The sequence below is a fragment of the Streptomyces sp. NPDC054849 genome (genome assembly GCF_053610945.1).
Map to the genome: position 1 here is coordinate 1 of NZ_JBSGZI010000008.1, position 12,495 is coordinate 12,495.

Here is a 12,495-nt window from a genome sequence, read left to right on the forward strand (position 1 = left end):
GTGCGGGCGGCCGCACCGGGCGGCCGACGCATTGTCAGAGGGCCCCGGTAGGTTCAGATCAGTTGCACGAACTTGTACCGGAGGTTTTCACCGTGACCCAGATGCTGCCCGAGTCCTGGCTCCCCGTCCTCGGCGGAGAGCTGGACCAGCCCTACTTCCAGGAACTCGCCGAGTTCGTCGAGAAGGAGCGGGCGAACGGGCCGGTCTACCCGCCCCACGAGCAGGTGTTCGCCGCCCTGGAGGCCACGCCCTTCGACCGGGTGAAGGTGCTCGTCCTCGGCCAGGACCCCTACCACGGCGCCGGCCAGGGCCACGGCCTGTGCTTCTCCGTGCAGCCCGGGGTCAAGACCCCGCCCTCCCTGCGCAACATCTACAAGGAGATGAAGGAGGAGCTCGGCCTGCCGGTCCCGGACAACGGGTATCTGATGCCGTGGGCGCAGCAGGGCGTCCTGCTGCTCAACGCGGTGCTCACCGTCCGCGAGGCCGAGCCCAATTCGCACAAGGGCAAGGGCTGGGAGAAGTTCACCGACGCCGTGATCCGCGCGGTGTCCGAGCGCCCCGACCCGGCCGTCTTCGTCCTCTGGGGCGCCTACGCCCAGAAGAAGATCCCGCTGATCGACGAGGAGCGGCACGTGATCGTCAAGGGCGCCCATCCGTCCCCGCTGTCGGCCAAGAAGTTCTTCGGCTCCCGCCCCTTCACCCAGATCAACGAGGCCATCGCGGCCCAGGGCCATGAGCCGATCGACTGGCGGATCCCGGACCTCGGCTGACCGCCCACCGCGCCTCGACGCCATTGCCGGTACCTCCGGCTAGCTTCTTGAGGATCAGACCGGAGCAGGTCTGGCAGAGCAAGCCGGAGGCCGCCGTGACGGAGCAGCAGGAGGCGTCGGAGGACGCGGTCATGACCAGGATCGGCCAGGCGGTCATCCTGCTGCACGCCGGGGACCGGGAGGAGGCCCGCAACCGGCTGGGCGAGATCTGGTCGGAGATCGGCGAGCAGGGGGACTTCCTCCACCGGTGCACCCTCGCCCACTACATGGCCGACGCCCAGGACGATCCTGGCGACGAACTGGCCTGGGACCTGAGGGCCCTGAGCGCCGCCGAGGCGCTGCGCGACGGGCACGGACCGGCGCCCGGCCAGGGGGACCGGCCGGAGTCCGGGCCGGGGGACGGGCGGCCCGCGCAGCAGGAGCCGTATCTGGCGGTGCGCGTGTTCTACCCGTCCCTGCACCTGAGCCTCGCTGCCGACTACGTGAAGCTGCATCGGCCCGATGCGGCCCGGGTCCACCTGGCGCGGGCCCGCGCGGCCACCGGGGCGCTGCCCGACGACGGGTACGGCAACGGCGTACGGGCGGCCATCGCACGGCTCGAACGGCGCCTGGCCGCGGAACCGGGCCCCGGGCCCCGGCCGTTCCCCGAGCAGTCCCCGTAAACGTCGGGGGCCGTCGTAGGCCGCGCGGGTTTCCGCGCGGCCCGTGGTCAGCCGCCGTGCGCGCCCGCGCAGATCCTGGCCTCCGGGCTGTCGGGGTGCCAGCGGCCGTGGCGGCGGCCCAGCGCGCACACGTCGGCAGGCCGCACCGGCAGTTTCCGCAGCAGCTCGCGTTCCGCCCGGGTGTCGGGCCGAGGACGCTCCGGGCGGCCCCCCGGACGGCCGGAGCCGGGCTCCGCGGACCGGCGGGGCTCCGGGATGTCCGGGACCGGCGGCGCGTCCCGTGCGGGCCCGCCGGAGCCGCCCTGAGCGGGGCGCTGGCCGGACCGCGGGGCGGGGGCGGGCGCCGCCTCCTGGGCGGGCCGCTCCGGGGCCGCCTCCACCGCGTCCAGCGCCTCCAGGGCGGGGGCCCGCACGGCCACGGGGGCGGTGGCCCCGGGCCCGCCGCGCAGGTCTTGGCGGGGCGGCACACCGGTGACGGGGGCCGCCGCCGGCTGCACGGGTCCGGGGCTCACATTCACACAGCCGGAGACAGCCGAGACGGCACAGGCGACTCCGAGCAGCAGCGTTGTCGTGGTTCGGGTTCGATGCACTCGCGCAACTCTGCTGTGCGCGGACCGCGTTGCGAAAACCCGGAGCCGAAATTCACCCCGCACGGGTGACGGGGACACCCGCTAATCGCCGGTGACGCCGTCTATCTGCTCGCGCAGCAGGTCCGCGTGGCCGTTGTGGCGCGCGTACTCCTCGATCATGTGGGTGTAGACCCAGCGCAGACTGAACACCTCGCCGCGGTGGTGGCTCTCGGCCTGCGACAGCAGGTCCAGCGAGCGGCCCGCGGCGGCCTGGCGCGCCAGTTCGACCTCGGTCTGCCACACCTGCTCGGTCGCGGCCCAGGTGGACTTCTCGTCGAAGTGGAAGTCGCCGTCCGGATCTTCACTCGTGCAGTACAACTCGGGAAGGTCCTCGCCCAGCATGATCTCCCGGAACCAGTACCGCTCCACCTCCGCCATGTGCCGCACGAGACCCAGGAGGCTCAGCTCGGAGGGCGCCAGCGGGGCGCGGCGCAGCTGCTCGTCCTGGAGGCCCTCGCACTTCCAGGCGAGGGTGGCGCGGTGGTAGTCGAGCCAGCCGTCCAGCATGTCCCGCTCGTCGGCGGTGGTGGCGGGCTCACTGCGATGTGATCCGGAAATGGTGGTCATAAGGATCATCCTCGGCGAACGGGGCCCCCACCACCAGGGATTAAGCTGCGGAATCCCACAAGGAACGAACCTGGAGGTCCCGGTGAAGGTCGGCTGCATCGGACTCGGCGACATCGCGCAGAAGGCGTACCTGCCCGTCCTCACCACCCGCCCGGGCATCGAGCTGCACCTGCAGACCCGGAACCCCGCCACGCGGGAGCGGGTCGGCGAGATCCACCACATCCCGGCCGCGCGCCGGCACGCCGATCTCGACGCCCTGCTCGCCGAGGGGATCGACGCGGCCTTCGTGCACGCCGCGACCGCCGCCCACCCCGAGATCGTCACGCGGCTGCTGGAGGCCGGCGTGCCGACGTACGTGGACAAGCCGCTCGCCTACGCGTTCTCGGACTCGCTGCGGCTGGTGGAACTGGCCGAGGAGCGCGGGGTCTCGCTCGCCGTCGGCTTCAACCGCCGCCACGCGCCCGGCTACGCCCAGTGCGCCGACCACGCGCGCGACCTGATCATCATGCAGAAGAACCGGATCGGGCTCCCCGAGGACCCGCGGACCCTGGTGCTGGACGACTTCATCCACGTCGTCGACACCCTGCGCTTCCTGCTGCCCGGCGAGGCCGACCACGTGGACGTCCGGGCCGTGGTGCGCGACGGACTCATGCACCAGGTCGTGCTCCAGCTGTCCGGCGCCGGTTTCTCCGCGCTGGGCATCATGAACCGGCTGTCCGGCTCAGGCGAGGAGATCCTGGAGGTGTCCGGCCGCGACACCAAGCGGCAGGTCGTCAACCTCGCCGAGGTCATCGACCACAAGGGCCAGCCGACCGTGCGGCGCCGCGGGGACTGGGTACCGGTCGCCCGCCAGCGCGGCATCGAACAGATCGTGGACCACTTCCTGGAGGCCGTCGCGGCGGGCAGGACGCTCAGCGCCCGGGACGCGCTGCTCACCCACGAGCTGTGCGAGCGGGTGGTGAACTCGGCTCTGGAGCAGGCCTCCTGAGCGAACGGACGCCCGCCACCGCGCAGTACGCGGCCAGGGCGGCGAGGGCGGCGGCCACGGGCCAGTCCCCGAAGCGGACGTAGAGGGTCGAGCCCCGGGCGAGCGGGACCTCGTACACCGCCGCCGTGCTCGCCGAGGTGGGCAGGGAGGCGCCGATCCGCTCGCCGGACGGGCCGTGCACGACGCTGACGCCGGTGAGGGTGGCGTGCACCATCGGGCGGCCGTTCTCGGCGGCACGCAGGGCGGCCAGCGAGGCGTGCTGGGCCGGGGCCCAGCTCTCCTGGAAGGTCGAGGTCGCCGACTGCGCGACGAGCAGGGAGGCCCCGTCGAGGGTCAGGCGCCGGCTCATGTCGGGGAAGGCCGACTCGAAGCAGACCAGGGGGCCGAGGCGGACGCCGGTGCGCCCGTCCGGCCGCCCGGGCAGGTCCATGACCACCGGAGCAGCGCCGCGCATGCGGTCCTCGCCGGCCGCCCTGCCGACCGAGGTCGCCCAGCCCAGCAGCGTCCGGGCCGGGACGTACTCGCCGAAGGGGACGAGCCGCATCTTGTCGTACCGGTCGCCGGTCAGGCCCCCGGGGCCGACGAGCACCGCGCTCTTGTAGATCCCGGGGTGGTCCGCCCGCCGCGCGTCCACGTTCACCAGCAGTGGAGCCCCCACCTCCGCCGACAGCGAAGCGAGACGCAGGGCCAGGTCCGGGCGGGCCGTAAGGTCCGCGCCGACACTGCTCTCGCCCCACACCACCAGGTCGACCGGCTGGCCGGCCAGCGGCCGGGTGAGCCGCTCACCGGCGGCGAACCTCCGCTCCGCACTGTCCGGGCCGTCCGCCACCGGGCCCGGCTGTACGACGGCGACGCGCAGCCCGCCGGACGCCTCGGGGCGCGCCGCCCACACCCACACCGCCCCGGTCAGCACCGCACACCCCGTGAGTCCCGCCACCGCAGGGAACCGGGCCCGCGGCACCGCGATCAGCAGCACCAGGGCGCAGTTCACCGCCGCCACCAGCAGGCTGACCAGCCACACTCCGCCCACCGAGGCGAGCCGCAGCGCGGGCGGCACCTGCCACTGGCTCGCCCCCAGCAGCCCCCACGGACCGCCCAGCCCCTGCCAGGACCGGACCACCTCCGACAGCAGCCACCCCGCCGGTACGAGGACCAGTGCGCAGGCCGCCCGGCGCGCCGAGGGGCGTCCGCCGAGCAGTTCGCGCACCAGCAGGGCCCAGGGGATCCACAGCAGCCCCACCAGCGCGGCCACCGGTATCAGGAACACGTGCAGGCTGGGCAGCAGCCAGTGGTGGACGGCCAGGATGAAACCGGCGCCGCCGAGCCAGCCCTCCAGGGCGGCCCGCCGCCCGGTGGGGGCCGACCGCAGGAGCAGCATCCAGGGCACGAGGGCGGCGTAGGCGAACCACCAGAGCGCGGGGGCGGGGAAGGCGAGGGCGGGAAGCGCGCCGGCGGCGACCGCAGCGGGCGCACGCCGGCGCCGCTTCCACCCATTGCGCATCGGGACCATGGCGCCTCCGCTTCCAGTGTGGCAGTGACGGGCCGGCCGGGCCGGGCCGGCGGGCATCCGGCGGATCGCGGCCAAGCAGGGCAGGCAGGACGGCAGGACGGGCAAGATGGGCAGAGCCGGCAGGCAGGCAGGACGGGAAGGGCAAACAGGACCGGCAGGGCTGGACGGGCAGGGCACGCAGGACAGGCTGAGGCGGGCTCAGGCGCCACGTGCCGCCCGGGCAGGCTCACGCGGTCATGTGCCGCCACTTCTCGTGCACGGTGACGCGCGTGAGCCGCCAGCCGTCGTGGGTGCGGGCCAGCGCGAAGGCGTACCGCCCGGCGGCGACGAAGTTGGGCGAGGTGACCGTACCGTCGGCCTCCGGCCCCTCCAGCCGCATCGGATTGAGGAAGTCCGCCCGCACCTCGGCGCTGTCGCCGGGCGAACCGCCCAGGTCCTCGACCCGGATCAGCCGGTTCACGATCAGGTGCTGGCGTACGGGGAAGAGCTTCATGGTCTCCGCGAGCCAGTCCGCCACCTGCCCCACCGGCCCCTCGATCCCGCCCGCCGAGCTGTAGTCGGCCCGCCCTCCGGGGGTGAACAGGGCGCGGTAGGCGGCCCAGTCGCCGTCGTCGACGGCCACCGCGTAGCCCGTGACGACTTCGTCGATGGCCAGCCGGTCCATTACCGTCGCGAGATCCACACGCTGAGTCATCGGGACAGTCTGGGGCTGTGGGGGCGCGACGCCAAGGGGCGTGCGCCCACCGGATCTTCTCGAGGGCGGTCAGTGACCGGAACGGCCCTCCCGCTGGCGGACCACGACGAGGAACGCGTCGCTGTCCAAGTCCATGACCACCTCGGCCGGCACGCCCTCGCGCATCCGCTGCGCCGCGTACTCCTCGGCGGGCCAGCTCCCCCTCGGACTTCCGGCCGGAAAACGCTCCAGCACCACTCGACCCATGGGACACCCCCTGCTGCTTGCCTTCCGGTCTCTTCAGGTCTCTTCAGGCACAACGACGCGGAAGCCGCCCGGGAACGTTCCCGAGCGGCTTCCGGTTCACGCGAAGTGGTGGATCAGGGCCCGCTACGAGCCGGACTCACCCGCGTGGGGGCTCAGCACGTCGGCGCCGATCAGCACGAACAGCAGGATGCCCAGCAGGATCCGGTAGATCACGAAGGGCATGAAGCTCTTCGTCGAGATGAACTTCATGAACCAGGCGATCACGGCGTAGCCCACGAAGAAGGCGATGACCGTCGCGAAGACCGTCGGACCCCAGGAGATGTGGCCCGGGTTCTCGACCACGTCCTTGATCTCGAAGGCGCCCGAGGCCAGCACGGCCGGGATGGCGAGGAGGAAGGAGTAGCGCGCCGCGGCCTCGCGGGTGAAGCCCAGCAGCAGACCGCCGGAGATCGTCGCGCCGGAGCGGGAGACGCCCGGGATCAGGGCCATCGCCTGGCAGAGACCGAAGATCAGACCGTCCTTGACGCCCAGCTGCTGGAGCGTCTTGCGCTCGCGGATGGCCCGGTGCCGGCCGCCCTCCTCGTCGCGGGCGGCCAGCCGGTCGGCGATGCCGAGCACGATGCCCATCACGATGAGGGTGGTGGCCGTCAGGCGCAGGTCGCGGGCCGGGCCCACGATCGCGTCCTTGAAGACGAGGCCGAGGACACCGATCGGGATCGATCCGACGATCACCAGCCAGCCCATCTTCGCGTCCTGCTCGGAGCGCAGGGCCTTCGTGTACAGGGACCGGAACCAGGTGGAGACGATCCGTGCGATGTCCTTGCGGAAGTAGATCAGCACGGCGGCCTCGGTGCCGATCTGGGTGATGGCGGTGAAGGCCGCTCCGGGGTCGTGCCAGCCGGCGAACGCCGCGGTCAGCCGCAGGTGGGCGCTGGAGGAGATCGGGAGGAACTCCGTAAGCCCCTGGACGAGACCGAGGATTAGGGATTCGAACCAGCTCATGTCGGGGTGCGCTCGTCCTTGTGATCGTCGGGCAGTTCGGGTCCGATGCTAGGGCCCGTGCGAAGCGCCAGTGACCACAGGGGGGTGCTGGGGCGTCAGTTCGTACGACGATGCGCGGTTTCGAGCGGGTGCCAGACGGTGCCGCTTGCGCCAGGCGACCGCTCCGGCGGCCACCAGGGAGACGACGATGAAGCCGAACGAGACGAGGAACGCGGGCGACCCGGGGGAGGAGGCGTTGGCCCCCGCGATCACGTACGCCGTCGTGTTCGGGACGACGCCGATCGCCGTCGCGAGGAGGAAGGGGCCCCAGCCGCAGCGGGACACCGCCGCACCGTAGTTGGCCACCACGAAGGGCACGCCCGGGAAGAGCCGGACGGCGAGCATTGAGCGGAAGCCGTGCCGGCTGAGCTGGCCGTCGGCCGCCTCGAGCCAGCGGCCGCGCAGGAACGGACGCAAAGCCTCCTGGCCCATGATCCGGCCGAGGCCGAAGGCGATCCCGGCGCCGAGGACCGTGCCGCCGACCGCCGCGACGAGGCCGAACTGCGTGCCGAAGACGGCGCCCGCGGCCAGGTTGAGCAGGGGGCGCGGTACGAAGGCCGCCGCGCACACCCCGTACGCGCCTGCGAACAGCATGACCGCCGTGCCCACCGGGAGCCCCGGGGGCCAGCCCTCCGCGAGGATGCGCTGGGGTTCGTACAGCAGCACGCACACGCCGGCCGCAGCGAGCAGCACGACGAGCAGCGACAGCCGGGTCCACGGCGCGAGGAGGAGGGACATCCCGGGAGACTAGCCGACCTATACGGCGTCGCGCCGTAATCTGGGCCTCATGCTGTCGAACGACCGGCCACCCCCGAGGATTCCCGGCAGCGCCCTCGCGGACACGCTGCTGGAGCGGCTGACCGGGACGTACGCGGCGGCCGCCGATCCGGTGCGGGCCGAGGCCATGGCCGCGTACATGAAGGACGTCGCGCCCTTCCTCGGCATCCCCACCCCGCTGCGCCGGGACCTCTCCGGAAAAGTGACCAAGGACACTCCGACCCCGTCGGAAGCGGACTGCGAGGCGCTCGCGCTGCGCTGCTGGCGGCTCCCGGAACGCGAGTACCAGTACTTCGCGGTGGACTACCTGCGCCGCCACGTCTCCCGGTGCTCCTCAGGCTTCCTCCCGGTGGCCCGCCACCTGATCGTCACCGTCCCCTGGTGGGACACCGTCGACCTGCTGGCCGTGCACACGGTCGGCCCGCTGGTGGCCGCCGACCCGCCGCTGGCGGAGGTGATGGACGAGTGGATCGAGGACGGGAACCTCTGGCTCGCCCGCACCGCCCTGCTCCACCAGCTCCGTTACAAGGACGCCACCGACACCGGGCGCCTCTTCGCCTATTGCCGCCGACAGGCAGGCCACCCGGACTTCTTCCTGCGCAAGGCCATCGGCTGGGCCCTGCGCGAGTACGCGAAGACGGACCCCGGCGCGGTCCGCGCCTTCGTCGAGGCCGAACGCGGCTTCCTGTCCCCGCTGTCCGTGCGCGAGGCCCTCAAGAACCTCGTCCCTTCGCCCGGGAGGGACTGACGGGGCGGCGGCCCGGGGAGGGACACACGAGCGCGCGGCGGCCTGCTGCGTGGCCGCGGGGAGGCGTCGAACGACGGCGTTCTTCTCGGGATGCACTTCGGCCGCCCGGCCTACACCCGGATCGCCCGGCCCCGTCGGCCGCCTTAGCTTTCGGTAAAGACGCGGGTTCCACCCGCTTTTCACCGAAAGGTCGGCCTGCATGCCTCGCCGTTGGTTCACCGCAGCCCTGTGCGCGCTCGCGCTGTCCGCACCCGGGTCACTCACTCCTGCCTCGGCCGCCGAGCATCCCGGCGGCAGCCAGGCACCTCTGCGGGTCATGACCCGCAACCTCTACCTGGGAGCCGACCTCACACCCGTCCTCGCCGCCACCAGCCCCCAGGCGCTCGTCGCCGCAGTGACCGCGGTGTACGCGAACGTCCAGGCGACGAACTTCCCCGAGCGCGCCGAGGCGCTGGCCGACGAGATCGCCGAGGGCAACCCCCACCTCGTCGGCCTTCAGGAAGCCGTGCTGTGGCGCAGCCAGACCCCCGCCGGACCGGGCAGCGCCACCCACGTCGAGTACGACTTCCTGCAGATCCTGCTCGACGAGCTCGCCGACCGCGGCAAGCACTACGCGGCGGTCGCCAGTGTCGTCGTCGGCAGTGACTTCGAGGCCCCGCGCTCCACGCCGAGCGGCCTGCAGGACATCCGGCTCACCGACCGCGACGTACTCCTCGCCCGCACCGACCTGCCCAAGCGAGTCTTCTCCGTGGCCAACGCGCAGGCGGCCACCTTCCGCAACCACGTGCCCATCTGCCGCCCGGTACTCGGCTGCCCGCCCGGTCCCCCTCTCGAGGTCCGGCGCGGCTGGGTCGCCGCCGACGCCACCGTGCGCGGCCGCACCGCCAGGGTGGTCACCACCCATCTGGAGCCCGCCTCTCCCGCCGTCCAGGAAGCACAGGCCGACGAACTGCTCGCCGGCCCGCTGAGGACCAAGCTCCCCACCGTGCTCCTCGGCGACCTCAACTCGGCAGCCGGCGGCGTCGGCGCGACACCGGGGACCGCCACCCAGAGCTACAACAAGCTCCTCGCAGCCGGCTTCACCGACGCCTGGACCGCCACCCGCCCCCGAACCCCCGGCTTCACCTGCTGCCAGGCCCCCGATCTGCGCAACCTCACCTCCAGCCTCACCCAGCGCATCGACTACGTGCTCCTCCGCGGCAAGGTCACGGCCCGGACGACCGACCGAGTGGGCGAGGATCCGGCCGACCGCACCCCGTCCGGCCTATGGCCCTCCGACCACGCGGGCGTCAGGAGCGTGCTCAGGCTGCGCTGAGCGGGGAACCGAGGCCCGTGGCACGACGGTTGAGCGCCCGGACCGCCTTCGCAGCGCGGAAATTCATTCGACGCAGCGGGGGCGGTCCGGCAGGATCAGGGGCATGTCCCGGTTCGCCTTCCCCGCAGCGCCGTCCGCAGTCGCGGACGCGCCGAAGGCTGCCGCGTTCGCAGAAGCACCCGTCTTCGCCGCATTCGACGGCGCACGAAGCTGACCCTTCCCGGATCGTCCGGCGGACCCCGCAGGGGGAGGGTCGGCTCGGTTCAGGGGTCCCGTTCCGGCTTCCAGACACGGGAAATGAATCATGGCCAAGACGGCCTTCGTGCGGACCAAGCCGCACCTCAACATCGGCACCATGGGTCACGTCGACCACGGCAAGACCACCCTCACCGCCGCCATCACCAAGGTCCTGGCCGAGCGGGGCGGCGCCTCCTTCGTGCCGTTCGACCGCATCGACCGGGCGCCCGAGGAGGCCCGGCGCGGGATCACCATCAACCTCACGCACGTCGAGTACGAGACCGACACCCGGCACTACGCCCACGTGGACATGCCCGGTCACGCGGACTACATCAAGAACATGGTCACGGGGGCGGCGCAGCTCGACGGGGCCATCCTCGTCGTCTCCGCGCTCGACGGGGTCATGCCACAAACCGCCGAGCACGTGCTCCTCGCCCGGCAGGTCGGCGTCGACCACATCGTGGTGGCGCTCAACAAGGCCGACGCCGGGGACCCCGAGCTGACCGACCTGGTCGAGCTGGAGGTCCGCGAGCTGCTCACCGCGCACGGCTACGGCGGTGACGGCGCGCCGGTCGTCCGGGTCTCCGGGCTCGGGGCGCTGGAGGGCGACCCGCGGTGGACCGGGGCGATCGAGGCGCTGCTGGACGCGGTCGACACGTACGTGCCCACGCCGGTGCGGTACACGGACGCGCCGTTCCTGCTGCCGGTGGAGAACGTACTGACCATCACCGGCCGCGGGACCGTCGTGACCGGCGCCGTCGAGCGCGGCAGCGTGCGCCTCGGCGACCGCGTCGCGATACTGGGCGGTGACGGCGAACCCGCCGAGACGGTCGTCACGGGCCTGGAGACCTTCGGGAAGCCGATGGAGTCCGCCGAGGCAGGGGACAACGTCGCGCTGCTGCTGCGCGGGGTGCCGCGCGACGGCGTGCGCCGCGGGCACGTGGTGGCCGCCCCCGGCAGCGTGACGCCGAAGCGGCGCTTCCGGGCGCAGGTGTACGTGCTCTCCGGGCGCGAGGGCGGCCGTACGACGCCGGTCGCCACCGGCTACCGGCCGCAGTTCTACATCCGCACCGCCGACGTCGTCGGGGACGTGGACCTCGGGGAGGCCGGCGTGGCCCGGCCGGGGGAGACGGTCACGATGACCGTCGAGCTCGGGCGGGACGTCCCGCTGGAGTCGGGGCTCGGCTTCGCGATCCGCGAGGGCGGGCGGACCGTCGGAGCGGGGACGGTGACGGCCGTGCTGGGGTGACGGCCGTACCGGGGTGACCCCCGGTTGATCCGGACCCCTCTGTGGTGACGGCGGCGCTGCTGCGTCAGACTGCCGTCACCACAGGCATGCGCGGGACAGAGGGGCGGGCGGCGATGGGCGGCGACACGGCACTGGTGCTGGGCGGCGGGGGACTGACCGGCGTCGGCTGGGAGTGCGGCATCCTCTACGGGCTCGCCCGCGCGGGCGTCGACCTCACCACCGCCGACCTCGTCGTCGGCACCTCGGCCGGCTCGGTGGTCGGCGCTCAGCTCACCTCCGGACGGCTGACCGTCCAGGAGCTGTACGAACGCCAGCTCGGCGACGCCACCGGTGAGCAGGCCGCGAAACTGGGGGCGGGCATCATCGCCCGCTACGCCGTCGCGATGGCACGCTCGCGCGACGTCACGGCCTACCGTCAGCGGATCGGCGCCATGGCCCTGGCCGCCGACACAGGGCCGGAGGCGGCGCGGCGCGACGTGCTGGCGGCCCGGCTGGTCTCGCACGAATGGCCCGAGCGGCGGTTCGTGGTCACCGCCGTGGACGCGCTCACCGGTGAGCCGGCCGACTTCGACAGGGAGAGCGGCGCCGGGCTCGTCGACGCGGTCTCGGCGAGCTGCGCGGTGCCGGGGGTCTGGCCGCCGGCGACGGTCGCCGGGCGGCGGTTCATCGACGGCGGGGTTCGCTCCGCCACCAACGCCGACCTCGCCGCCGGCCACGAGCGCGTCGTGATCATCGCGCCGATCTCGCTCGGATCCGGACTCGTCCCCTCGCCGGCCGCGCAGGCCGCGCGGCTGCGGGAGGCAGGCGCGCGCGTCCTGCTCATCACCCCGTCGGCGGCCGCCCGCAAGGCCTTCGGGCGCAACGTATTGGACCCCGCGCGGCGGGACCCGGCGGCGCGGGCCGGGCTGGCGCAGGCCGCGGAGCACGTCGCCGAGGCCGCGAAGGTCTGGTCGGACGGGGCGGCCCGGCAGGGCGGGGCCGTCTGACACTGCCGGACAATGGAGCGGTGAGCGACGAACAGATCCCGGTCATCCGGGACGTGGGGCAGGGCACCGCCAAGCT

General features: G+C 73.0%; 14 protein-coding genes. 7 read left to right on the plus strand and 7 right to left on the minus strand.

The annotated features are described in order from the left end of the window. Nucleotides 1–101: 101 nt before the first annotated feature. Together ACWGIF_RS05675 and ACWGIF_RS05680 are read left to right on the plus strand one after the other, a co-directional pair. Nucleotides 102–770 (plus strand): uracil-DNA glycosylase, encoded by a 669-nt coding sequence (locus tag ACWGIF_RS05675; protein ID WP_453491752.1) that lies wholly within the window; start codon nt 102–104, stop codon nt 768–770. Between the two features lie 95 nt (nt 771–865). Further along, nucleotides 866–1,432, plus strand: coding sequence for a hypothetical protein (locus tag ACWGIF_RS05680; RefSeq protein ID WP_453491755.1), 567 nt, complete (start codon nt 866–868; stop codon nt 1,430–1,432). A gap of 47 nt (nt 1,433–1,479) precedes the next feature. Here the strand turns inward: ACWGIF_RS05680 and ACWGIF_RS05685 are convergent, their stop codons facing one another. Together ACWGIF_RS05685 and ACWGIF_RS05690 are read right to left on the minus strand one after the other, a co-directional pair. Next, on the minus strand, nt 1,480–2,022 hold the full coding sequence (locus ACWGIF_RS05685; protein ID WP_453491476.1) for a hypothetical protein: 543 nt from the start codon (nt 2,020–2,022) through the stop codon (nt 1,480–1,482). A gap of 81 nt (nt 2,023–2,103) precedes the next feature. Then, a complete protein-coding gene (locus ACWGIF_RS05690) occupies nt 2,104–2,628 on the minus strand; it encodes a DinB family protein (RefSeq protein WP_453491479.1) in 525 nt (174 codons plus the stop codon). Between the two features lie 82 nt (nt 2,629–2,710). On the opposite strand from ACWGIF_RS05690, the gene ACWGIF_RS05695 reads away from it, so the two are divergent. Continuing rightward, on the plus strand, nt 2,711–3,616 hold the full coding sequence (locus ACWGIF_RS05695) for a Gfo/Idh/MocA family protein (RefSeq protein WP_453491758.1): 906 nt from the start codon (nt 2,711–2,713) through the stop codon (nt 3,614–3,616). Here ACWGIF_RS05695 and lnt read toward each other — a convergent pair. From lnt to ACWGIF_RS05720, 5 genes are all read right to left on the minus strand, one after another. Next, nucleotides 3,561–5,126 (minus strand): apolipoprotein N-acyltransferase, encoded by a 1,566-nt coding sequence (gene lnt / locus ACWGIF_RS05700; protein ID WP_453491482.1) that lies wholly within the window; start codon nt 5,124–5,126, stop codon nt 3,561–3,563. The genes ACWGIF_RS05695 and lnt overlap by 56 nt on opposite strands. 226 nt (nt 5,127–5,352) lie before the next feature. Continuing rightward, nucleotides 5,353–5,820 carry a nuclear transport factor 2 family protein gene (locus ACWGIF_RS05705; RefSeq protein ID WP_453491485.1) on the minus strand — a complete coding sequence of 156 codons (468 nt, stop codon included), beginning with the start codon at nt 5,818–5,820 and terminating at the stop codon, nt 5,353–5,355. A gap of 69 nt (nt 5,821–5,889) precedes the next feature. Next, the gene (locus tag ACWGIF_RS05710; protein ID WP_453491487.1) at nt 5,890–6,066 is read right to left on the minus strand and encodes a hypothetical protein; all 177 of its coding nucleotides are present in this window, start codon (nt 6,064–6,066) and stop codon (nt 5,890–5,892) included. 123 nt (nt 6,067–6,189) lie between these two features. Next, entirely contained in the window at nt 6,190–7,068 is an 879-nt protein-coding gene (locus ACWGIF_RS05715; RefSeq protein WP_453491490.1) for an undecaprenyl-diphosphate phosphatase, read from the minus strand. A 48-nt stretch (nt 7,069–7,116) separates the two neighbouring features. After that, a complete protein-coding gene (locus ACWGIF_RS05720) occupies nt 7,117–7,845 on the minus strand; it encodes a TVP38/TMEM64 family protein (protein ID WP_453491493.1) in 729 nt (242 codons plus the stop codon). 49 nt (nt 7,846–7,894) lie between these two features. Here ACWGIF_RS05720 and ACWGIF_RS05725 point away from each other — a divergent pair, with 49 nt between their 5' ends. The 4 genes from ACWGIF_RS05725 (at nt 7,895) to ACWGIF_RS05740 (ending at nt 12,419) form a co-directional block, all read left to right on the plus strand. Next, on the plus strand, nt 7,895–8,632 hold the full coding sequence (locus ACWGIF_RS05725) for a DNA alkylation repair protein (RefSeq protein ID WP_453491495.1): 738 nt from the start codon (nt 7,895–7,897) through the stop codon (nt 8,630–8,632). 199 nt (nt 8,633–8,831) lie between these two features. Further along, a complete protein-coding gene (locus ACWGIF_RS05730) occupies nt 8,832–9,947 on the plus strand; it encodes an endonuclease/exonuclease/phosphatase family protein (RefSeq protein ID WP_453491498.1) in 1,116 nt (371 codons plus the stop codon). 304 nt (nt 9,948–10,251) lie between these two features. After that, complete coding sequence (tuf, locus tag ACWGIF_RS05735; protein ID WP_453491501.1) at nt 10,252–11,433, plus strand: elongation factor Tu; 1,182 nt, start codon at nt 10,252–10,254, stop codon at nt 11,431–11,433. Nucleotides 11,434–11,519: 86 nt separating this feature from the next. After that, nucleotides 11,520–12,419, plus strand: a complete 900-nt coding sequence (locus ACWGIF_RS05740) for a patatin-like phospholipase family protein (RefSeq protein WP_453491504.1) — start codon at nt 11,520–11,522, stop codon at nt 12,417–12,419. The last annotated feature ends 76 nt before the right edge of the window (nt 12,420–12,495 follow it).

Bases quoted from the DNA above. Each gene is read 5' to 3' on its own strand.
- ACWGIF_RS05720 (WP_453491493.1), bottom strand. From the start codon at position 7,845: ATGTCCCTCCTCCTCGCGCCGTGGACCCGGCTGTCGCTGCTCGTCGTG.
- ACWGIF_RS05675 (WP_453491752.1), top strand. From the start codon at position 102: ATGCTGCCCGAGTCCTGGCTCCCCGTCCTCGGCGGAGAGCTGGACCAG.
- ACWGIF_RS05730 (WP_453491498.1), top strand. From the start codon at position 8,832: ATGCCTCGCCGTTGGTTCACCGCAGCCCTGTGCGCGCTCGCGCTGTCC.
- ACWGIF_RS05740 (WP_453491504.1), top strand. From the start codon at position 11,520: ATGCGCGGGACAGAGGGGCGGGCGGCGATGGGCGGCGACACGGCACTG.
- ACWGIF_RS05705 (WP_453491485.1), bottom strand. From the start codon at position 5,820: ATGACTCAGCGTGTGGATCTCGCGACGGTAATGGACCGGCTGGCCATC.
- ACWGIF_RS05690 (WP_453491479.1), bottom strand. From the start codon at position 2,628: ATGACCACCATTTCCGGATCACATCGCAGTGAGCCCGCCACCACCGCC.
- lnt (WP_453491482.1), bottom strand. From the start codon at position 5,126: ATGGTCCCGATGCGCAATGGGTGGAAGCGGCGCCGGCGTGCGCCCGCT.
- ACWGIF_RS05710 (WP_453491487.1), bottom strand. From the start codon at position 6,066: ATGGGTCGAGTGGTGCTGGAGCGTTTTCCGGCCGGAAGTCCGAGGGGG.
- tuf (WP_453491501.1), top strand. From the start codon at position 10,252: ATGGCCAAGACGGCCTTCGTGCGGACCAAGCCGCACCTCAACATCGGC.
- ACWGIF_RS05715 (WP_453491490.1), bottom strand. From the start codon at position 7,068: ATGAGCTGGTTCGAATCCCTAATCCTCGGTCTCGTCCAGGGGCTTACG.
- ACWGIF_RS05725 (WP_453491495.1), top strand. From the start codon at position 7,895: ATGCTGTCGAACGACCGGCCACCCCCGAGGATTCCCGGCAGCGCCCTC.